The 20,217-nt window shown below is 72.8% G+C and carries 17 protein-coding genes and 1 rRNA gene; 4 read left to right on the plus strand and 14 right to left on the minus strand.

Features of this window, described 5'->3' with window-relative positions; all coding sequences use genetic code 11:
• The first annotated feature begins 5 nt into the window (after positions 1-5).
• The gene (locus ACZ56U_RS34400) at positions 6-1,808 is read left to right on the plus strand and encodes a glycoside hydrolase family 15 protein (RefSeq protein WP_469087862.1); all 1,803 of its coding nucleotides are present in this window, start codon (positions 6-8) and stop codon (positions 1,806-1,808) included.
• 150 nt (positions 1,809-1,958) lie between these two features.
• Here ACZ56U_RS34400 and ACZ56U_RS34405 read toward each other — a convergent pair whose 3' ends face one another.
• Positions 1,959-3,455: an APC family permease gene (locus tag ACZ56U_RS34405; protein ID WP_469087845.1), complete on the minus strand. Its 1,497-nt coding sequence runs from the start codon at positions 3,453-3,455 to the stop codon at positions 1,959-1,961.
• Between the two features lie 223 nt (positions 3,456-3,678).
• Between ACZ56U_RS34405 and ACZ56U_RS34410 the strand changes: the two genes are divergently transcribed.
• Positions 3,679-5,307, plus strand: coding sequence for a PucR family transcriptional regulator (locus ACZ56U_RS34410; protein WP_469087846.1), 1,629 nt, complete (start codon positions 3,679-3,681; stop codon positions 5,305-5,307).
• Positions 5,308-5,614: 307 nt separating this feature from the next.
• Here ACZ56U_RS34410 and ACZ56U_RS34415 read toward each other — a convergent pair whose 3' ends face one another.
• From ACZ56U_RS34415 to ACZ56U_RS34440, 6 genes are all read right to left on the minus strand, one after another.
• The gene (locus ACZ56U_RS34415; RefSeq protein WP_469087847.1) at positions 5,615-6,751 is read right to left on the minus strand and encodes a glycosyltransferase family 4 protein; all 1,137 of its coding nucleotides are present in this window, start codon (positions 6,749-6,751) and stop codon (positions 5,615-5,617) included.
• 242 nt (positions 6,752-6,993) lie between these two features.
• On the minus strand, positions 6,994-7,878 hold the full coding sequence (locus ACZ56U_RS34420; protein WP_469087848.1) for a hypothetical protein: 885 nt from the start codon (positions 7,876-7,878) through the stop codon (positions 6,994-6,996).
• Positions 7,879-7,997: 119 nt separating this feature from the next.
• Positions 7,998-9,716 carry a DNA repair protein RecN gene (gene recN, locus ACZ56U_RS34425; protein ID WP_469087863.1) on the minus strand — a complete coding sequence of 573 codons (1,719 nt, stop codon included), beginning with the start codon at positions 9,714-9,716 and terminating at the stop codon, positions 7,998-8,000.
• 143 nt (positions 9,717-9,859) lie between these two features.
• Positions 9,860-10,765: an NAD kinase gene (locus tag ACZ56U_RS34430; RefSeq protein WP_391240663.1), complete on the minus strand. Its 906-nt coding sequence runs from the start codon at positions 10,763-10,765 to the stop codon at positions 9,860-9,862.
• Entirely contained in the window at positions 10,762-11,577 is an 816-nt protein-coding gene (locus ACZ56U_RS34435) for a TlyA family RNA methyltransferase (RefSeq protein ID WP_469087849.1), read from the minus strand. Before ACZ56U_RS34435 ends, ACZ56U_RS34430 begins: the two co-directional genes overlap by 4 nt.
• Positions 11,578-11,584: 7 nt before the next feature.
• The gene (locus tag ACZ56U_RS34440; RefSeq protein ID WP_469087850.1) at positions 11,585-11,866 is read right to left on the minus strand and encodes a hypothetical protein; all 282 of its coding nucleotides are present in this window, start codon (positions 11,864-11,866) and stop codon (positions 11,585-11,587) included.
• A gap of 42 nt (positions 11,867-11,908) precedes the next feature.
• Between ACZ56U_RS34440 and ACZ56U_RS34445 the strand changes: the two genes are divergently transcribed.
• Positions 11,909-12,256, plus strand: a complete 348-nt coding sequence (locus ACZ56U_RS34445; RefSeq protein WP_469087851.1) for an SCP2 sterol-binding domain-containing protein — start codon at positions 11,909-11,911, stop codon at positions 12,254-12,256.
• A 1-nt stretch (position 12,257) separates the two neighbouring features.
• Here ACZ56U_RS34445 and ACZ56U_RS34450 read toward each other — a convergent pair whose 3' ends face one another.
• The 4 genes from ACZ56U_RS34450 to ACZ56U_RS34465 form a co-directional block, all read right to left on the minus strand.
• On the minus strand, positions 12,258-13,151 hold the full coding sequence (locus tag ACZ56U_RS34450) for an ABC transporter ATP-binding protein (RefSeq protein ID WP_469087852.1): 894 nt from the start codon (positions 13,149-13,151) through the stop codon (positions 12,258-12,260).
• Positions 13,148-14,185 (minus strand): FecCD family ABC transporter permease, encoded by a 1,038-nt coding sequence (locus ACZ56U_RS34455; RefSeq protein WP_469087853.1) that lies wholly within the window; start codon positions 14,183-14,185, stop codon positions 13,148-13,150. The genes ACZ56U_RS34450 and ACZ56U_RS34455 overlap by 4 nt, the downstream gene beginning before the upstream one ends.
• Positions 14,182-15,225, minus strand: a complete 1,044-nt coding sequence (locus ACZ56U_RS34460; protein WP_469087854.1) for a FecCD family ABC transporter permease — start codon at positions 15,223-15,225, stop codon at positions 14,182-14,184. Before ACZ56U_RS34460 ends, ACZ56U_RS34455 begins: the two co-directional genes overlap by 4 nt.
• A 77-nt stretch (positions 15,226-15,302) precedes the next feature.
• Complete coding sequence (locus tag ACZ56U_RS34465; protein ID WP_469087855.1) at positions 15,303-16,331, minus strand: HAD hydrolase-like protein; 1,029 nt, start codon at positions 16,329-16,331, stop codon at positions 15,303-15,305.
• Between the two features lie 72 nt (positions 16,332-16,403).
• Between ACZ56U_RS34465 and ACZ56U_RS34470 the strand changes: the two genes are divergently transcribed.
• On the plus strand, positions 16,404-17,696 hold the full coding sequence (locus tag ACZ56U_RS34470; protein WP_469087856.1) for a DUF1015 family protein: 1,293 nt from the start codon (positions 16,404-16,406) through the stop codon (positions 17,694-17,696).
• A 62-nt stretch (positions 17,697-17,758) separates the two neighbouring features.
• On the opposite strand, the gene ACZ56U_RS34475 is transcribed toward ACZ56U_RS34470, so the two are convergent.
• From ACZ56U_RS34475 to rrf, 3 genes are all read right to left on the minus strand, one after another.
• Positions 17,759-18,553 carry a tetratricopeptide repeat protein gene (locus ACZ56U_RS34475; RefSeq protein ID WP_469087864.1) on the minus strand — a complete coding sequence of 265 codons (795 nt, stop codon included), beginning with the start codon at positions 18,551-18,553 and terminating at the stop codon, positions 17,759-17,761.
• Positions 18,445-19,893: a hypothetical protein gene (locus tag ACZ56U_RS34480; protein WP_469087865.1), complete on the minus strand. Its 1,449-nt coding sequence runs from the start codon at positions 19,891-19,893 to the stop codon at positions 18,445-18,447. Before ACZ56U_RS34480 ends, ACZ56U_RS34475 begins: the two co-directional genes overlap by 109 nt.
• A gap of 151 nt (positions 19,894-20,044) precedes the next feature.
• Positions 20,045-20,161 (minus strand): 5S ribosomal RNA (rrf, locus tag ACZ56U_RS34485).
• Between the last annotated feature and the right edge of the window lie 56 nt (positions 20,162-20,217).

Genomic DNA, 20,217 nt, shown 5'->3' on the forward strand with positions numbered 1-20,217 from the left:
TGCACGTGGCCGGGCGCATCGAAGACTACGCACTCATCGGAGACATGCAGACCGCAGCCCTGGTCTGCCGGGACGGCACGGTGGACTGGCTGTGCCTGCCCCGCTTCGACTCGCACGCCATCTTCGCCGGTCTGCTGGGCACCGAGGAGCACGGCTTCTGGAGACTGGGCCCCGCGCACGCGGCCGACGCCCAGCCGCCCACCGCGGCCCGGCGCACCTACCGCGGCGACTCGCTGATCCTGGAGTCCGAGTGGGACACCCCGCGCGGCACGGTCCGGGTCATCGACTTCATGCCCCCACGTGACGGCGCCCCGCAGCTGATCCGGATCGTCGAGGGCGTCACGGGCCGCGTCCCGATGCGCTCCGCGCTGCGGATGCGTTTCTCGTACGGCCGGGTCGTGCCCTGGGTGCACAAGCACGACGGCCGCACGGTCGCCGTCGCGGGCCCCGACTCGGTCTGGTACGACACCGAGTGCGAGACCTACGGCAAGTCGCTGACCACGTACTCCGACTTCACCGTCGCCCCCGGTGACCGGATCGCCTTCACCATCTCGTGGCAGCCCTCGCACAAGGAGCCGCCGCCGCTGCCGGAGCCCGAGCAGTCGCTGGAGCTCACCGAGGAGTTCTGGCGGGACTGGGTCGAGCACTGTACGTACCACGGCCCGTACCGCGAGGCCGTCGTCCGCTCCCTGATCACGCTGAAGGCGCTGACGTACGCCCCGACCGGTGGCATCGTCGCGGCGCCGACCACCTCGCTGCCCGAGGACATCGGCGGCGTCCGCAACTGGGACTACCGCTACACCTGGCTGCGGGACGCGGCGATCACCCTCTCCTCGCTGCTGCGCACCGGCTACCGCGAGGAGGCCCGCGCCTGGCGCGAGTGGCTGCTGCGCGCGGTGGCGGGCGACCCCGAGAACCTGCAGATCATGTACGGCATCGCGGGCGAGCGGGAGCTGGGCGAGGCCGAGCTGGACTGGCTGCCCGGCTACGAGAACTCCGGCCCGGTCCGGGTCGGCAACGGCGCCGCGCATCAGCTCCAGCTGGACGTGTACGGCGAGGTCACCGAGGCCCTGCACCTGGCGCACATGACGGGTCTGGCCCGCAACGACTACGCCTCCCTGCTCCAGCTGAAGCTCATCCGCTACCTGGAGCAGCACTGGGACGAGCCGGACGAGGGCATCTGGGAGGTGCGCGGTCCGCGCCGCCACTTCGTGCACTCCAAGGTGATGGCCTGGGTCGCGGTCGACCGCACCATCAAGCTCATCGAGTCCGGGGACGCGGACGGCCCGCTGGAGCGCTGGCGCGAGCTGCGCGACGACATCCACCGGGACGTGTGTGAGAAGGGTTACGACAAGGAGCGCAACACCTTCACACAGTCGTACGGCTCGCGGGAGCTGGACGCCTCGCTGCTGCTGATCCCGCAGATGGGCTTCCTGCCGCCGGACGACAAGCGCGTCATCGGCACCATCGAGGCGATCCAGCGCGAGCTGTCCACGCCGGACGGCTTCATCCTGCGCTACCCGACCGAGGGCGACAGCGAGGGCGTCGACGGGCTGCCCGGTGACGAGGGAGCCTTCCTGGCCTGCTCGTTCTGGATGGCGGACGACCTGGCGATGATCGGCCGGGTGGACGAGGCCCGCAAGCTGTTCGAGAAGCTGCTGGACCTGCGCAACGACCTCGGGCTGCTCGCGGAGGAGTGGGACCCGCACCTCAAGCGCCAGGTCGGCAACTTCCCGCAGGCCTTCAGCCACGTTCCGCTCATCGACACCGCCCTGCGACTGACGGCGTCGGGGGCGTACGGCGGCTGAGCGCGCCGGAGGGGCCGCGCCCGCCTGGGCGGGCACGGCCCTCGGCATCCGGGCCACGACGATCGGTGCGTGAAGCAGGTACGCCGGGCGCGCGCGGGCGCCCGGCCCTCGCGCACCGGCGTTCGTCTGCCCCGCGGCTACGGCCGCTCCTCAGACCTTGACGGGGGCTTCCTCGGGGCGCTCGGCGGCGTCCTCCAGGACGATCCGGCCGATGATGGCGTAACGCTCCGGCTTCCTGGCCTTGAGGTAGAAGCCGAGGCCGAGGCCGCCGAAGAAGACCAGGCCGACGATCCACGGGATGGCCCGGAAGAAGAGCGAGTCGGCCGCCGTGCCGGCCGCGGTGTCCAGGTTGGTCACCAGCAGGCCCACCACCGCGATCATGCCGAGGCCGCCGAGGAGCGGGGCGGTGAAGGTGCGGAACCAGTGGCGGTCCTCGGGGTGGTTCTTGCGGAAGTAGCCGATGACGGCGAAGGAGCACAGGGTCTGCACGATCAGGATCGCCATCGTGCCGAGGATCGCGAGCAGCGTGTAGAGGTGCAGGAAGGGGTCCTGGCCACTCAGCCAGAAGGCCGCCACGAGCGCGACCGCGATGACCGACTGCACGAAGGACGCGATGTGCGGGGAGCCGTGCCGGGCGTGCGTACGGCCGAGGGCCGGGTGCAGGAAGCCCTCACGGCCGATGGCGTACAGATAGCGGGCCGCGCACTGGTGGAAGGCCATGCCGCAGGCGAACGAGCCGGTGATCAGCAGCCACTGGAAGGTGTCGACGGCCCAGGCGCCGATGAAGGAGTGCGCGGGGTCGAAGAACAGGTCGAGGGGGTTCGCCGAGGCGGAGACCTTCACCGATTCCGCGAGTCCGTTGCCGGCGATGGTCATCCAGGAGACGTAGATGTAGAAGACACCGACGCCGACGACCGAGATCAGGGTCGCGCGCGGGATGACCCGCTTGGGGTCGCGGGACTCCTCGCCGTACATCGCGGTCGACTCGAAGCCGACCCACGACCAGAAGGCGAAGAAGAGGCCGAGGCCGGCGGAGGTGCCGGTGAACGCGTTCTTCGGGTTGACCGGCTCCAGCGGGATGCCGTCGGGGCCGCCGCCCTGCACGAGTACGGCGGTGGCGACCGCGAAGAGGACGGCGATCTCGGCGATCAGCATCACGCCGAGGGCCTTCGCGGTCAGGTTGATGTCGAAGAACGCCAGCACCGCGGTGACCAGCAGCATGCCGGCGGCGTAGACGATCCAGGGCAGGTCGACGCCCAGCTGGTCGTGGACCGTGGTCTTCGCGAAGTAGGAGAAGACGCCGACGATGGACGCCTCGAACACGATGTACGCCAGCACCGCGAGCATCCCCGAGGCCATGCCCGCGATCCGGCCGAGGCCGTGCGAGATGTACCCGTAGAAGGCGCCGGCGGCGGTGATCCGCCGGGCCATGGCGACGTATCCGACGGAGAACACCGTCAGGACCAGCGTCGCGAAGAGATAGCCCGCGGGCGCGCCCGTGCCGTTGCCGAAACCGACCGCGATCGGCAGGTTGCCGGTCATCGCGGTGATCGGCGCGGCCGTCGCGACCGCCATGAACACCACACCGACCAGGCCTACGGAGTTCGCCTTGAGCCGGTGTACCTCTCGTGTGGGCTTCTCTGCCATTCCCGCCCCCATTCATCGTGTGCGACAACTGAATCCGAAGGTCACACGGCGCTTCGCTTTCGGATGCGTCAGTGTGGCGGTGGGGTGACACACGCCACAAGCGACACGCGGTCGCGCAATCCGGCCGCGGGCGCGACGCATTGTCGTGTGCACGGCTCGGGTGATCGTTCCCGTAATCACTCGGAGATGTCCCGGAAGCATGCGCGCGGGTAGCGTCCGGCTCATGGACAGCACATTCGACAGCCAGGGCGCCGGCATCACCGTTCAGCGGGCGCTGGAGCTGCCCGGCCTGCGCAGCGGCCTCCCCGAGATCCTCGCGGGCGCCGACCGGCTGCACCGGCCCGTGCGCTGGGTGCACGCGGGCGAGGTGCCCAACATCGCCTCCCTGCTCAAGGGCGGCGAGCTGCTGCTGACCACGGGCTACGGCCTCGGCACCCGTCCGGCCGAACAGCGGGCGTTCGTCCGCACCCTGGCCGAGCGGGGCATCGCGGCCCTGGTCGTCGAACTCGGCCCGCGCTTCACCCGCCTCCCGGCGGCCCTGGTCGACACGGCCCGCGCGGCCGGGCTGCCCCTGGTCCAACTGCACCGCGAGGTGCCGTTCGTGACGGTGACGGAGGAGATCCACACCGAGATCGTCAACGGCCACTACGCCCTGGTGCAGCGGGCCGAGGAGGTGCATCGCCGCTGTACGGAGGCCCTGTTGGGCGGCGGCGGGGTGCCCCAGGTGCTGGGCATCCTGGCCGACTTCAGCGACAACCCGGTCTTCCTGGAGACGACCGACGGCCAGCTGCTGTACGCCGCCGGCGCGGGCCCCGAGGGCGCCGACCCGCTCCAGGTCTGGGAGGGGCTGCGCAGCCAGCACAAGGACACCCCGCCGGCCGGCTCGGTCCTGGTGGACGTGCCCGGCGGCGGCCCCGGCGCGGGCTCGGTCCGGGCGCGCCTGGTCCTGCTCCCGGTGCGCGCTCCCCTGGTCCCGGTGCATCGCATGGCGGCCGAGCGGGCGGCGGGCATCCTCGCCGTGGTGCTGATGCAGGCACGGCAGGAGGAGGAGCTGGCCGCGCGGGGCCGCGGCGACTTCCTCACCGACCTCGCCGAGGGCCGGATCACCGCGGAGGACGCGCCCGCGCAGGCGCGCGTGCTGGGCTTCAAGCCGGGCAACAGCCCCCTGCTGCCGGTGGTCATGCGCCTCGGCGACACCCTGTCCCCGGGCGGCGGCTGGGCGGTGCTGGCCCGGGCGGTGTCGGAGGAGCTGGCCGCGGTGGGGGTGCCGGTGCTCCTCGGCGTACGGCCGGTGGAGGGCCGCGTCCTGGTGCTGCTGGGGCTGCGCTCGGAGTCGGAGCGGGCCGCGGTCGCGGACCGGGTCGCGGCGGCACTGCGGGCCGGGGTGGAGCGCGCCGGGATGCAACGGCCGGGGGCCCAGTCGCCCGTGGTCGTGGTCGGCGTGGCGGGCGGCTGGGCGGCGGCTTCGGCGGGACTGCGGCACGCGGCGGAGACGGCGACGGCGGCCCAGGGGCTGTCGGACCGGCCCTGGTACGACGCCCGGCGCCTCGACATCGACCTGCTGCTGTGGCGGTTGCGCGACCATCCGGACCTGGCGGCGTTCGTGGACCGCGCGATCGGCCCGGTCCGCGACCACGACACCCGCTCCAGGCCGCCGCTGCTGCCCACCCTGGAGACCTACCTGGCACACGCCGGCCGCAAGGCGGAGACCGCACGCGAACTCCACCTCAACCGCCAGACGCTCTACAACCGCCTCGCCCGGATCGGCGAGTTGCTGGGCACCGACCTCGACGACCCGCAAACAGTCCTGGCGTTGAGCCTGGCGCTACGGGCCCGACGACACGTGGCTTAGCGGCGGGGCGGCGCGTGTTGGCCGCGGGTGGCACCTGGCTTGGCCGCGGGGCGCGCGCGTTGGCCGGGGGTCTCGGCGCTGCGGGCCCGCCGTCACGTGGCCCGGCCGCGCGGCGCGCGCGTCGACCGCGAGGCGCACCTGCCCTGACCGCAGGGCGTGCGCGCGTTGACCGCAGGGCTCGGTGCTGCGGGCCCGTCGGCACCTGGCCCGTTGACCGCAAGGCGCACCCGCCTTGGCCGTGGAGCGCGCACACGTCGGCCGCCGAGGGCATCTGCCTCGACCGTAGGTCGCGCGGCTTGGCCGGAGGTCAGATGAGCGGCTGAGGCTGGGTCAACTCGTCGTAGACGCTGAGCACTTGGGCGACGGTCTCGTCTTCGGTCGGCCAGGTCGTCGCCTGCCGTACGCCCCGCTCGCGCAGTTCCTCGCACCGCTCGGGATCGTCGAGCAGCCGTACGACGGTCTCGCCGAGTGCCGTCGCGTCGCCGTACGGCACGAGTTCGGCCGCGTCGCCCACCAGCTCCGGCATGCCGCCGACGTCGGTCGCGACGAGCGGCACGCGCGCGTGGAGGGCCTCCTGGGCGAGGACGGAACGAGCCTCCCAACTGCTCGGCACGAGCGCGAGATCCGCGGCCGCGAGCAGCTCGGTGACGTCGTCGCGCCGACCGAGGAGCCGGACCGGCAGCCCCTCCTCCTCGATCCGGTGCTGCAACTGCGCGCGCAGCGGCCCCTCCCCCGCGATCACGACGAGCGGCACGGGGTCGAGCTCCCGCCACGCGCGCGAGGCGGTCAGCAGCGTGTCGTAACCCCGGCGGCTGTCGAGGGACCCGACCGCCATCAGCAACGGGCGCCCGGTGGCGCCGAGTTCGGCCCGCACCTTGGGCCGCAGCCGGTCGGGGTCCTCCAGCCGCACCGCGCCACGCGCCCCCGGCAGCGCGACGGCGGCGAGCCGCGCGTCCCGTGCCCCCGTGGCCCGTGCCCGGTCGACCAGGGCCGAACTGGCCCCGAGGACCACGGAGGCGGCCTTCACCACCCGCCGTTCGAGCAGCCGCACCAGATGGGCGCGCGCACCCTCGGCGTGCGCCCGGTCGTGCCAGGTGACCACGAGCGGCGTCCGCCGGCCGCTGAGCGCCAGCACCGCGCGGAACGAGGCGTGCAGCCCGTGCGCGTGCACGAGGTCGGCGTCCGCGCAGGCCGCCCGCAGCGCGGCGACGGCCCCCGGGTCACTGCTGCGCGGCACGTGCACGTGTTCGGCACCGGCCCCGCTGAAGTCGTAGGTGCGATCGGCCTCGGCGGGGGCGCACACGGTGACCCGTACGCCCCTCGCGGCGAGCCCGGAGGCCAGGGACCGCACATGCGCGCCGCTGCGGGCATTGCCGCCGCCGAGCACCTGAACGGTGCGCAGCGGCGCCTGGCCGTGCGGTGCGTGGCTGCTCACGGGGGTCACGTGGCCGGGGCTCCTGGTTCGGCGTCGGGCGGTCACGAGGAAACGTACAGAAGGTTCCGAGCGGAGGGGTGGACCGCGCGCTTCCTACGCTTACTGCTGTCTGGACCAAGGATGCCAGGACGTACGGGTGTTCCGGGAACGCCGGAGGTGTGGGGGTTCTGGGAGGAGACGGGGCGGGTCACCCACACGGGTGAGAAAGGGGGCGTGCCGGGAGCGAACGGGGTCATTCGGGGTGGGGTGCGTCATCGCCCGACGCCGACGCCAGCCCCAGCCCCAGCCCCGGCCCCGGCTCCGGTCCCGGCTCTCCTTCCCGTCCCGGCTCTGGTTCCGGCCCCGGGCGGCACCGCTCGGGCGATCTCGCTCACCTTGTCCCCGTACACCGCCGCGGCGACGACCCCGGCGGCATGCGCGACCAGCCCCGCCCGCCCGTTGCCCACGACCACGGCGACCCCGAGGGCCGCACCCAGCGCGTGCGCCCCCGTGTCACCGATCATCCCGCGCTCGCCGAGGTCGTCCGGCAGCACGGCGGCGGCGGCGCCCACGACCGCGGCGGCCAACTCGCCCCCGGCCCCCTCGCGCAGCACCCCCGGCACCCCGAGCCCGACGACCGAACCGGCCGCCCGCCCCGGCCGCACATCCACCAGGTTGACGAAGTGCGCGGCCCCGGCGATGACGACCCCGGCCAGCACCCGGTCGACGACCCGCTCCTTGAGAAACGCCGCGGCGACGAGCGCGGTGGCGGAGACCCCGAACAGCTTGACCGCCCCGCTGGTGACCTCACCGTCCCGGAGAGCGGAGAGATGCGCACGGAAGCCCCGACGGGGATCACGGACCCCGACGACGTCGTCGTACGCCCCACAGGCACCGGCGGCGGCCACCGCGAGCCCGGCGGCCGGGTGGACACGGGTGGCGGCGAGCGCGGCGACGGTCGCGGTGGCGGGCCCGGAGTACAGCTCGACGCTGCGCCCGGCGTAGTTCTCCCGCTCCCACCGGGCAGGGCCACCGGGGGCCGCGGCACGGAGGGCGCCGACGGCGGTACGGGTGAGGGCGGCGGCGAGAGCGAGGCAGACGGGGCGGGCGAGGACACCGACGGGGCGGGCGCGGCGGGCAGCGGGACGGCTGATCATCCCGCCACCCTAGGCCGCCGCCGCAGTGGATCTCCCTGGGCCGCCAACTGAGGCCGCCGCCTCAGGCGACCCCCTCCAGGCACCGCGCCCCCGGGGCCCCGCCCGCGCCTCGACACCCCCTACGCGTCCGCCCGAGCCGCCTCCAGCAGTTCCTCCGCGTGTGCGCGGGCCGTCTCGGAGTCCTCCTGCCCGGCGAGCATCCGGGACAACTCCCGTACCCGCTCCTCGCCTTCGAGCACCTTCACCCCGGAACGGGTGACGGACCCGTCGTTGGTCTTCTCGACCAGCAGCTGCCGGTCGGCGAAGGCGGCCACCTGCGGCAGATGCGTGACGACCACGACCTGCGCCGACTTCGCCAGCTTCGCGAGCCGCCGCCCGATCTCGACCGCCGCCTTGCCACCGACACCCGCGTCGACCTCGTCGAAGAGGTAGGTGGGCACGGGGTCGGTCCCCGCGAACACCACCTCGACGGCCAGCATCACGCGCGAGAGCTCACCACCGGAGGCCCCCTTGGCGATGGGCCGCGGCGGGGCCCCGGGGTGCGGGGCGAGCAGCAGTTCGACCTCGTCGACCCCGGACGGCCCGTACGCCACGGCCCGGCCGCCGACCTCGACGCCCTCCGGGTCCTCGCTCTGCCGGATGTCGAAGGACACGCGTGCGTGCGGCATCGCGAGCGAGGCCAACTCCGCGGTGACCGCGGCGGCGAACCGCGAGGCGGCCTCCGCGCGGGCGTCGGTCAACGCCTGCGCCAGCCCGCCCAGTTCGGTGCGCAGCGCGTCCCGTTCGGCGGTCAGCTCGTCGATCCGTTCATCGTCGCCGTCCAGCTCGGTCAGCCGCGCGGCCCCCTGCTCGGCCCAGGCCAGCACGGCGGCGACGTCCTCGCCGTACTTCCGGGTGAGCGCGGTCAGTGCCGCCCGCCGCTCCTCGACGGCCGCCAGCCGCAAGGGGTCCGCGTCGAGATCGTCGGCGTAGCCCGCCAGCTCCCCCGCCACATCGCCCAGCAGGATCCCGATCTCCCCGATCCGGTCGGCGAGCGCGGCCAGCGCCGGGTCGTGCGACCGTACGGCGTCCAGGGCCCGCTGCGCGCCCGCGACGAGCGTGGCGGCGTCGATGCCCTCCGGGTCCTCGGGGTTGCCGGCGAGGGCCGCGTGTCCGGCCGTGGCGGCGGAGGACAGCGCCTCCGCGTGCCCGAGCCGCTCGGCCTCCTCGGCGAGCTCGACGTCCTCGCCCGGGCGCGGTTCGACGCCGGCGATCTCGTCGAGGCCGTAGCGCAGCATGTCGGCCTCCTGGGCCCGTTCACGCGCGCGTGTGGTGATCTCGTCGAGCTCGGCGGAGACGGCCCGCAGCCGTCGGTAGGCCTCGGTGTACTTGGCCAGTGGCACGGCGACGGCGTCCCCGGCGTACCGGTCGAGCGCCTGCCGCTGCCGGGACAGTTTCAGCAGGCCCTGCTGGTCGGTCTGGCCGTGCACGGCCACCAGCTCGTCGGCCAGCTCGGCGAGCAGCCCGACCGGCACACTGCGCCCGCCCAGATGCGCCCTGGACCGCCCCTCGGCCGAAACGGTACGGCTGATGAGCAGCGCCCCGTCGTCGAGCTCGGCCCCGGCCTCCTCGGCCCGCACGATCGCCGAGGCGCCCGCGGGGACGCTGATCCGCCCCTCCACGACCGCCTTCTCGGCCCCGATCCGCACGAGCGCCGCGTCCGCCCGCCCACCGAGCAGCAGCCCCAGGCTGGTGACCACCATGGTCTTGCCCGCGCCCGTCTCACCCGTGACAGCGGTGAACCCGGGCGACAGCTCGACGACGGCGTCATCGATGACTCCGAGGGACCGTATCCGCATCTCTTCCAGCACGGTGAAGACCTTACGAGGTAGGGCGGGACAAGTGCGAGGCACCCTGTCACCCGGGCGAGGGAAGCAGCCCGAAGGGGCGCCGGCGACCACGATCCACCCGTACCCGTCGGCGCACCTCGAACACCCGAGCCCTAGTGCGGCGCCCCTCGCCACCCGGACACCGGCAGCGCGAACTTCGCCACCAGCCGGTCGGTGAAGGACGCGTGATGCAGCCGGGCCAGCCGCACCGGCACGGCCCCTCGCCGCACCTCGACCCTGGCCCCGGCGGGCAGCTCCACGGTCCGCCGCCCGTCACACCACAGCACCCCCGGCGGAATGTGCGGCAGAACCTCCACGGCGAGCACCGAATCCGGCGAGGTCACCAGCGGCTTCGCGAACAGCGCATGCGCGGAGATCGGCACCATCAGCAGCGCCTCGACCTCGGGCCACACCACAGGCCCGCCGGCGGAGAAGGCATAGGCGGTGGACCCGGTCGGCGTGGACAGCACGATGCCGTCGCAGCCGAACCCGGTGACCGGCCGCCCGTCGATCTCCAGCACCACTTCCAGCAGCTTCTCCGCGCCGGCCTTCTGCACCGCCGCCTCGTTCAGCGCCCAGTCGGTGTGCACGATGTCCCCGTTGCTGTGGACCACCACATCAACGGTCATCCGCTCCTCGACCTCGTACGACTTGGTCACGACCCGGTCGACGACCTTGTCGAGGTCGTCCCGCTCGGCCTCGGCGAGGAACCCGACGCGTCCGAGGTTGACGCCCAGCATCGGCACCCCGGAGGCCCGGGCGAACTCGGCGCCGCGCAGCAGCGTCCCGTCCCCGCCGAGCACGATCAGCAGCTCGCACCCGTCCAGGCACTGCGGAGTCGCCTCCTTGACGAGCTGCACCTCCTCCGGCAACGGCAGATCGGCGGCCTCGTACGCCAGGACCCGCACGCCGATGCCCTCACGCAGCAGCCCCTTCACGACCAGCTCGGCACTGCGGATGGCCGCAGGCCGCCCGGTGTGGGCGAGCAGGAAAACAGTACGAGCTCGGTTCTGTGTCAACGAGGCCCCTCCGCCACCGCACGGTCAACGTCGGCCGGGTCCAGGGCGGGCGCCCCGGCACGCAGCCACAGGAAGTATTCGACATTGCCCGAGGGCCCGGGCAACGGACTTGCCGTGACCCCGTTCACCCCGAGCCCCAGTTCCGCCGCCTTCTCGGCCACACCGCGCACGGCCTCCGCCCGCAGCTGCGGACTGCGTACGACACCCCCGCTGCCCAGCCGTTCCTTCCCCACCTCGAACTGCGGCTTGACCATCATCACCAGGTCGGCGTCCGGCTTCACGCACCGCACCAGGGCGGGCAGCACCAGCCCGAGCGGAATGAAGGACAGATCCCCCACTACAAGATCCACGGGCTTCCCATCGATCGCTTCAAGCGTCAACTCGCGTACGTTCGTACGGTCCTTGACGGTGACCCGTTCATCGCTCTGAAGAGTCCACGCGAGTTGCCCGTACCCGACGTCGACGGCGACGACGTGCGCGGCCCCCGACCGCAGCAGCACATCCGTGAACCCACCGGTGGACGCGCCCGCGTCCAGCGCCCGCCGCCCCTCGACGACCAGTCCCCGCGGCACGAACGCGGCCAGCGCGCCGGCGAGCTTGTGGCCGCCCCGCGAGACGTAGTCGGGATCGCCGTCGTCGTCCGAGACGACGATCGCCGCCGCGGTCTCCACCTGGGTGGCGGGCTTGGTCGCGACGGTCTTGCCGACGGTGACCCGGCCGGCGGCGATCAGCTGGCTGGCATGCTCGCGCGAGCGCGCCAGCTTCCGACGGACCAGCTCGGCGTCGAGACGGCGGCGTGCCACTCCTGCCACGTTCGGTTCAGCTCCTAGAGGCGTACGTCGATAGGGGCGCCGGAGGTCCCGGGCGGGCGTCGAGCGCGGTGAGCGCGTCACGCAGCCCCCGGTGTACATCCTCGTACACCTCGACGTGTCCGTCGGTGGCGAGGTGGTCGGCATCGCCGAGCCGCTCCAGCTGGGCGTCGATCTCGGCGTTCCCGGTGGGGGTGCGGGGCACGTCCAGCGGGGCGGGGGCGGCGGGGTCGTACTCGGGTGCGACCGCGGTGTCCGCCGGGGCCCCGGTCTCCGGCACTGTCTCGCTCATGCCCCGACGCTACCCCGAACGGCCGGTGTACCGTCGCTCGCGATGGCCACGATCGAAGAGTGCCGCGCCGCACTCGAGAAGCTCTCGCACACCATGCAGCGCGCCGAAGGGGACGCCGCCGCCGCGGCCGCCCTGGACCGCTCGGTCAGCTGCCGGATCACCGACCTCGACATCACCTTCGTGGGCCGGATGACGGGCGGCCGGATCGTCGTCCAGGACACCGTCCGGGGCTCGGTGAAGGACAAGGCCCAGATCCGGCTGACCATGAAGAGCGACGACCTGGTGGCCCTGGTCGCCGGCGAGCTGAACTTCGCCAAGGCCTGGGGCTCGGGCCGGGTGAAGCTGGAGGCCGGTCTGCGCGACCTCTTCCACCTCAGGAAACTCCTGTAGCTCAGGAGGCTTCCCTGGCCGCCCCCACCCGCGCCTCCTCACGCGCGCGTGCCTTGCGCGCCGCCGGCACCACCAGCGGCGTGCCCGTCTCGGGGTCGTCGATGACCTGGCAGCGCAGTCCGAAGACCTCCTCGACCAGCTCGGCCGTGACGATGTCCTTCGGCGCGCCCTCCGCGATCACGCTGCCGCCCTTGAGGGCGATCAGGTGCGTGGCGTACCGCGCCGCGTGGTTGAGGTCGTGCAGAACGGCGACCAGCGTGCGCCCCTGCTCCTCGTGCAGTTCGGCGCACAGGTCGAGGACGTCGATCTGGTGCTGGATGTCGAGATAGGTGGTCGGCTCGTCGAGCAGCAGCAGCGGCGTCTGCTGGGCCAGCGCCATCGCGATCCACACGCGCTGGCGCTGACCGCCGGACAGCTCGTCGACGTACCGGTCCGCGAGGTCCGCGACACCGGTCTGGGCCATCGACTCCTGGACGATCCGCTCGTCCTCGGTCGACCACTGGCGCAGGATCCCCTGGTGCGGGTAGCGGCCGCGGCCCACCAGGTCGGCGACGGTGATCCCGTCGGGCGCGATGGACGACTGCGGCAGCAGACCCAGCGTCCGCGCGACCTTCTTCGCGGGCATCGACTGGATGACCTGCCCGTCGAGCAGGACCCGCCCCTGGTTCGGCCTCAGCATCCGCGACAGCGCCCGCAGCAGCGTGGACTTGCCGCACGCGTTCGGGCCGACGATCACCGTGAAGGAGTTGTCGGGGATCTCCACCGACAGTTGCTCGGCGATGACGCGCTGGTCGTAGGCGAGGGTGACGTTCTCGGCGGAGAGGCGGTTCACGGTGCTCCTTGGGATGTTCTCGTTCTGCGAACCGCGCGGGTCCTGAGGGGTGCGGGCACTCATATCCGGCCCGCCTTCCGTTCGGTGACCAGCAGCCACAGCAGATAGACCCCGCCGAGCACACCGGTGACCACGCCCACCGGCATCTGGTCGGCGCCGAAGACCTTCTGCGAGACCCAGTCGGCGCCGACCAGCAGGGCCGCGCCCATGCACAGCGAGGGCAGCAGGTTGGGGCCGGGCGAGCGGGTCAGCCGCCGGGCGAGCTGCGGCGCGGTGAGCGCCACGAAGCTGACCGGGCCGGCGGCGGCGGTCGCGGTCGCGGTGAGCAGGACGGCGGCGACCATCAGCAGCGCCCGCACCCGTTCGACCCGCACCCCGAGGGCGTGGGAGACGTCGTCGCCCATCTCCATCATCCGCAGCCCGCGCGCGTTGCAGAGGACCAGCGGGACGAGGACGGCGCACAGCCCCAGCAGCGGCCACACCTGCTCCCAGTCACGGCCGGAGAGGGACCCGGTCATCCACACCATCGCGCGGGCCGCGTCGACGATGTCGGAGACGGTGAGCAGATAGCCGTTGACCGCCGTGAGGATCGCGGACACACCGATACCGACCAGGACCAGCCGGTAGCCGTGCACGCCCTGCTTCCACGCGAGCAGATAGATGGAGAGCCCGGCCACCAGGCCGCCTACCAGCGCCCCGACGGTGACCTCGGCCGCGCTCCCGGAGAACAGCACGATCATCACCAGCGCCCCGGCCGTCGCCCCCTGCCCGAGGCCGAGGATGTCGGGACTGCCCAGCGGGTTGCGGGACACGGCCTGGAACAGCGCCCCGCCGAGCCCCAGCGAGGCCCCGACCAGCAGCCCGACGAGGACCCGCGGCAGCCGCAGCTCGTTGACGATGAACTCCTGGCCCGCGTTGCCGTTGCCGAGCAGCGTCTTGAGGACGTCGCCGGCGGGGATGGGGAAGTCCCCGGTCCCGATCAGCACCACGCTCGCGGCGAGCGCCACGGCCAGCAGCAGGAGTACGACGATCAGGGCCCGGACGTCGAGACGGACCGAGAGGCCGCCCGGTGTCCTGATGGCTCGGTTGGTCTTCACAGCTGCGCGGTCCTCCGCCGTCGTACGAGAAAGATGAAGACCGGGCCGCCAAGGATCGCGGTGACGATGCCGACCTGGAGCTCCGAGGGGCGGGCGACGATCCGCCCGATGACATCGGCGCCGAGCAGCAGCACGGGTGACAGGACGGTCGCGTACGGCATGATCCAGCGCAGGTCGGGCCCGGTGAAGGAGCGCACGACGTGCGGCACCATCAGGCCGACGAACACGATCGGTCCGCACGCGGCGGTCGCGGCACCGCACAGCACGGTGGCGGCGAGCATCGACAGCGCCCGGGTGCGGTTGAGGTGGGCGCCGAGGGCCTTGGCGGTGTCGTCGCCCATCTCCATGGCGTTCAGCGGCCGGGCGAGCGCCAGCGCGAGGAGCGTGCCGGCCGCGAGGAACGGCAGCACCTGGAGGATGGTCGACTCGCTCGCCGAGGACAGCGAACCCACCGTCCAGAAGCGCATCTTGCCGAGCGCGGCCTCGTTCGTGATCATCACGGCCTGGAGGTAGCCGTAGAGCGCGGCGCTGATCGCGGTGCCGGCGAGCGCGAGCCGTACCGGGGTCGCCCCGCGGCTGCCGCCGAGGAACCACACCAGCGCCCCGACCGCCGCCGCGCCGAGGAACGCGAACCAGACGTAGCCGGTCAGGCTCGTGACCCCGAAGTACGTCATGGCGGTGACGACCGCCGCGGACGCCCCCGCGTTGATGCCGAGCAGCCCGGGGTCGGCCAGCGGGTTACGGGTGAGCGCCTGGAGGACGGCTCCGGACAGCCCGAGCGCGGCCCCGGCCAGCAGGCCGAGCAGCGTCCGCCACACCCGGTCGTCGACGACGACGTCGGCGTACGTCCCCGAGTCCTCGAACAGACCGTGCCACACCTGCCCCAGGGACAGCTCTTTCGCCCCGATCGCGATACTCGCCAAGGCGACGAGCACCAGGATCGCGACGGACACGAGCAACCCAAGGGCACGTATCGCCCGACGGTTCGGGGGCGCGGGGGCGGTCTCCGCGCGCTGTTCGGGAGGACTGTCGACCAACACGCAGTTAGGTTAGCCTACCCTGCGATCCGGCCACGATCCCGTCGCGCGAGTGCACAGACGGCCCCTCCGGGGGCGCCTCACAGACCCAGCCGCGCGAGGGCCTTCCCTCCGTCCAGCTCGCACGTTCCCTCGCCGGCCGCCGTCCAGGCCACCGCGCACAGCGCCCGCAACCCGTCCAACGCCTCCCCGTCACCGTCCAGTTCGAGCCGCTCCGCCCCGGCCCTCGCCGTCCAGCCACCGCACCGGAACCCGCCGTCCGCCTCGGTGACCTCGGGCTGCCCGGTGAGCATGCCGCGCAAGTCGGCGTCCACGTACGTCGGTCGGTGCTGCGGGGGCGCGGCCAGCAACTGGGCGCCGTCGGTCACGCCGGTCAGCACCAGCAGCGAGTCCACCTCGCCGTTGAACGCCCCCTCGATGTCCGTGTCCAGCCGGTCCCCGACCACCAACGGCCGCTCGGCGCCGGTCCGCAGGATCGTCTCCCGGTGCATGGGAGGCAGCGGCTTGCCCGCGACCTGCGGCTCGGCACCGGTCGCGATCCGCACGACCTCCACCGCCGCCCCGTTGCCCGGCGCGATCCCCCGCCCGCTCGGAATCGTCAGGTCGGTGTTGGACGCGAACCACGGCACCCCGCGCGCGACGGCGTACGAGGCCTCCGCGAACCGCCCCCACGGCAGATCGGGCCCCCCGAACCCCTGCACCACGGCGGCCGGATCGTCATCGGCGGACTCCACGGGCTCCAGCCCCCGCTCCCGCAACGCGACCCGCAGCCCCTCACCGCCGATCACCAACACCCGCGCCCCCGCCGGTACTTGCTCGCTGATGAGCCGGGCCACGGCCTGCGCGGACGTGATGACATCACCGGCCTCGGCCGGTATCCCGAGCTCGGTCAGGTGCTCGGCCACGGCATCCGGCGTCCGCAGCGCGTTGTTGGTGACGTACGCGAGATGCATCCCGCCCGCCCGAGCGGTGGCCAGCGACTCGACGGCGTGCACGATCGCGTCGCCGCCCGCGTACACCACCCCGTCGAGGTCGAGCAGCGCGGTGTCGTACGCCTCGCTCAGTACCCGGCCACTGCCCTCGGGCCTCGTCCTGACGCTCTGGCTCATTCCGCATCGCTCCTCACTCGACGGCTTTCCCCCGATCATCCCTCACGCCACTGACACACGTACGATGCCGGGATGAACAGCGCAGGTCACCCGGAAGCAATGGCGCCCCGAGGCCTGGAACTCACCCCGTTCCGCGGCCTTCGCTACGACCCCGACCGGGTCGGCAGCCTCGCGGCCGTGACATCCCCGCCGTACGACGTCGTCGTACGCCCCGACGGTGTCGTCCACCTCCAGTCCGCGGACCCGCACAACATCGTCCGGCTGATCCTGCCCCAGGCCGCCTCCCCCAACGCCCGCAACGGACAGGCGGCCGACACCCTGCGCCACTGGATCGCCGAAGGCGTCCTGACCGCCGACCCCGACCCCTGCCTGTACGTCTACGAACAACGGGCCGGCGACGGCATGCTCCAGCGCGGAGTCATCGGCACCCTGCGGCTGTCGGACCCCGCCGAGGGCGTGGTCCTGCCGCACGAGGACGTCATGCCGCACGTGATCGCCGACCGAGCGGCCCTCATGCGCGCCACCTCCGCGAACCTGGAACCCCTGCTGCTGACCTACCGCGGCAACGGCTCGGCATCCGACACCACAGCAGTCATCGAACGTACGGCCGAGCAGGAGCCGCTCCTCGCCACCACCACCGAGGACGGCTACAGCCACCGCCTCTGGTCGATCACCGACCCCGCCGACCTCACCGCGATCCAGTCCGACCTGGCCCGCCACCAGGCCCTCATCGCCGACGGCCACCACCGATGGGCGACCTACCGACGCCTCCGCGCGGAGCACCCCTCACCGAGCCCCTGGGACTACGGCCTGGTCCTCCTCGTCGACACGGCCCGCTATCCCCTCCGCGTCCGCGCCATCCACCGCCTGCTGCACGGCCTGCCGGTGGCCCAGGCCCTCGCGTCACTGGAGGGCCTGTTCCGCACACGGCGCCTGGACGTCCCCCTGCCCGAGGCCCTGGACACCCTCACCGACGCGGCCTGCGCGGGCAACGCCTTCCTCCTCGCCGGAGACGGCGCCTACCACCTCCTGGACCGCCCCGACCCGGACCTCCTCGCCCGGACCATCCCCGCGGACCGCCCGGCCGCCTGGCGCACCCTGGACGCGACGGTCCTGCACGCCACCCTCCTCGACCACGTCTGGCGCGTCCCCGAGGACGACCCGACGCGCATCGCCTACATCCACGACACCGCCGCCACGGTCCACAAGGCCGAACGCGACGGCGGTACGGCCGTCCTGATGCACCCCGTCCGCGAGGAGGTCGTCCGCGACCTGGCCCGCCAGGGCGTCACGATGCCCCGCAAGTCCACGTCGTTCGGCCCGAAGCCGGCATCGGGCCTGGTGCTGCGCGCCCTCGACCTGTGACCCGGGTACGAAAAAAGGGCGGGACCCCGTCACCGGGATCCCGCCCTCGTCACTGACGACCGTCAGTCCTTGTCGCTCTCGTCGCCCTCGTCGCCCTCGTCGTCCTCGTCCGTTTCCTCGCCCTGGTCCTCGTCGGCTTCCTCGGAGACGCTCACGACCTCGACGTCGCCGTCCTCAGCACCGAGCGCGTCGACGAACTCGACACCGTCCATCTCGGCGAGCCGGTCCGAGGCGTCCGTGCTGCCGTCCTTGTCGGACTCCACGGCCTTCGCGAACCACTCCCGGGCCTCGCCCTCACGCCCGGCGGCCAGCAGCGCGTCGGCGTACGCGTAACGCAGTCGCGCGGTCCACGGCTGCACGGAGTTGGAGGCCAGCTCGGGGCTCTGGAGCGTGACGATGGCCGCCTCCAACTGCCCCATGTCACGCCGGGCACCGGCCGCGACGAGCCGCATCTCGACCTGACCGGCCTTGTCCAGCTTGTTCGCCTCGGGCGCCCCGGCCATGTCCAGCGCCTTCTCCGGCCGCCCGAGCCCACGCTCGCAGTCGGCCATGAGCGGCCACAGCTCCACGCCACCGGTCATCCGCCGCGCGGCCCGGAACTCGGCGAGCGCCTCGGAGTACTTCTGGTTCGCGTACGCCGCGAATCCGGCGGCCTCCCGTACGGCGGCGACGCGCGACGCCAGCCGCAGAGCGATCTTGGAGTAGGCGTACGCGCCCTCGGGGTCCTCGTCGATGAGCCGGGCGACCATCACCAGGTTCTTGGCGACGTCCTCCGCGAGCGTCTTGGGCAGGCTCTGGAGCTCCTGCTTGACGTCCTTGTCGATCTCGTCACCCGTGACGTCCTCGGGGATCGGCAGCCGCTTGATCGGCTCGCGGTCCCTGTCGTCACGGAAACGGCTGTCACCGCGTCGGTCGTCACGGCGGTCGAAGCCGCCACGGCTGTCGTCACGCCGGTCGTCGCGGCCACGGAACCCTCCGGGACGGCCACCTCGGTCGTCGCGTCGGTCGTCGCGACGGGGCCCACGGCTGCCGCCTCGGTCGTCACGGCCACGGAAGCCACCGCGGTCGCCACCGCGGTCGCCGCCACGGTCACTGCGGCTGTCGTCCCGGCGGAAGGCCGGGCGAGCGCCACGGTCGTCGTCCCGACGCGGACCGCTGGGGCGGTCGTCACGGCGCTCGTAACCGCCGCCGGTGCGGTTGTCATCGCGACGCTCGTAGCCACCGCCACCACGGTTGTCGTCACGACGCTGGTACCCACCGCCACCGCCACCGCCACCGCGATTGTCGTCGCGCCGGAAGCCACCACGGTCCCCGCGGTCGTTGTCGCGGCGGTCACCTCGGTCGTCCCGCCGGTAGCCGCGGTCATCGCCCCGGAAGCCGCCGCGGTCGCGGTCGTCACGGCGGCCGAAGCCACCGCTGTCGCGACGCTCGTAGCCACCGCCGGTGCGGTTGTCATCGCGACGCTCGTAGCCACCGCCACCACGGTTGTCGTCACGACGCTGGTACCCACCGCCGCCACCGCCACGATTGTCGTCGCGCCGGAAGCCACCACGGTCCCCGCGGTCGTTGTCGCGGCGGTCATCGCTCCGGCGGTCGTCACGGCGGCCGTAGCCGGCGCCGCCGCCGGCGCGGTTGTCGTCCCGGCGGAAGGCCGGGCGGGGGCCACGGTCGTCGTCCCGACGCGGACCACTCGGACGGTCGTCACGACGGAAGGCAGGTCGGTCACCGTCACGGCGGAAGCCACGGTCGCGGTCGTCACGACGGGGTCCGCTGGGACGGTCGTCACGACGAGGTCCGCTGCTGGGACGGTCGTCACGACGGAACGCAGGGCGCGGCCCACGGTCTCCTTCGCGCCGGTCATCGCGGCGGTCGTCGCGTCGGCCGTAGCCACCGCCACCACGGTTGTCGCCGCCACGGTTGTCGCCAGCGCGGTTGTCGTCCCGACGGAAGGCCGGGCGAGGGCCACGGTCGTCGTCCCGACGCGGACCGCTGGGGCGGTCGTCACGACGGCCGTAGCCACCGCCGCCGCCGGCGCGGTTGTCGTCGCGGCGAACGTAGCCGCCCCGGTCACCACCACGATCATTGCTGCGGTCGGTGCCCCGGTCGTTGCCGCGGTCGTTGTCGCGACGGAAGCCACCGCGGTCGCCCCGGTCGCCACCGCGGTATCCGCCCCGGTCACCGCGGTCGTTGCGGTCACCACTGTCCCGTCGCCGCTGGTCGCGCTCCGGTCGGTCGTCGGGAGAGTTGGTGGACATGGGTGACTCCTGTCGTCGGTACACAAGCATTGTAAAAACAAAAAGACCCCTGGCCCCAGCTGAACGCTGGGACCAGGGGTCCTTCCAAAGATTGTTCGGCGGCGTCCTACTCTCCCACAGGGTCCCCCCTGCAGTACCATCGGCGCTGTGAGGCTTAGCTTCCGGGTTCGAAATGTAACCGGGCGTTTCCCTCACGCTATGGCCACCGAAACACTATGAAACTGTTTCAGCCGCACCACACCCGTGACCATGGGCATGGGGCCGTT

The organism is Streptomyces sp. NPDC034103, from assembly GCF_055575395.1.

Coding starts and splice junctions, on each gene's coding strand:
- ACZ56U_RS34405 (WP_469087845.1), bottom strand. CDS start 3,455: ATGGCAGAGAAGCCCACACGAGAGGTACACCGGCTCAAGGCGAACTCC.
- ACZ56U_RS34410 (WP_469087846.1), top strand. CDS start 3,679: ATGGACAGCACATTCGACAGCCAGGGCGCCGGCATCACCGTTCAGCGG.
- ACZ56U_RS34420 (WP_469087848.1), bottom strand. CDS start 7,878: ATGATCAGCCGTCCCGCTGCCCGCCGCGCCCGCCCCGTCGGTGTCCTC.
- recN (WP_469087863.1), bottom strand. CDS start 9,716: ATGCGGATACGGTCCCTCGGAGTCATCGATGACGCCGTCGTCGAGCTG.
- ACZ56U_RS34440 (WP_469087850.1), bottom strand. CDS start 11,866: ATGAGCGAGACAGTGCCGGAGACCGGGGCCCCGGCGGACACCGCGGTC.
- ACZ56U_RS34445 (WP_469087851.1), top strand. CDS start 11,909: ATGGCCACGATCGAAGAGTGCCGCGCCGCACTCGAGAAGCTCTCGCAC.
- ACZ56U_RS34450 (WP_469087852.1), bottom strand. CDS start 13,151: ATGAGTGCCCGCACCCCTCAGGACCCGCGCGGTTCGCAGAACGAGAAC.
- ACZ56U_RS34465 (WP_469087855.1), bottom strand. CDS start 16,331: ATGAGCCAGAGCGTCAGGACGAGGCCCGAGGGCAGTGGCCGGGTACTG.
- ACZ56U_RS34470 (WP_469087856.1), top strand. CDS start 16,404: ATGAACAGCGCAGGTCACCCGGAAGCAATGGCGCCCCGAGGCCTGGAA.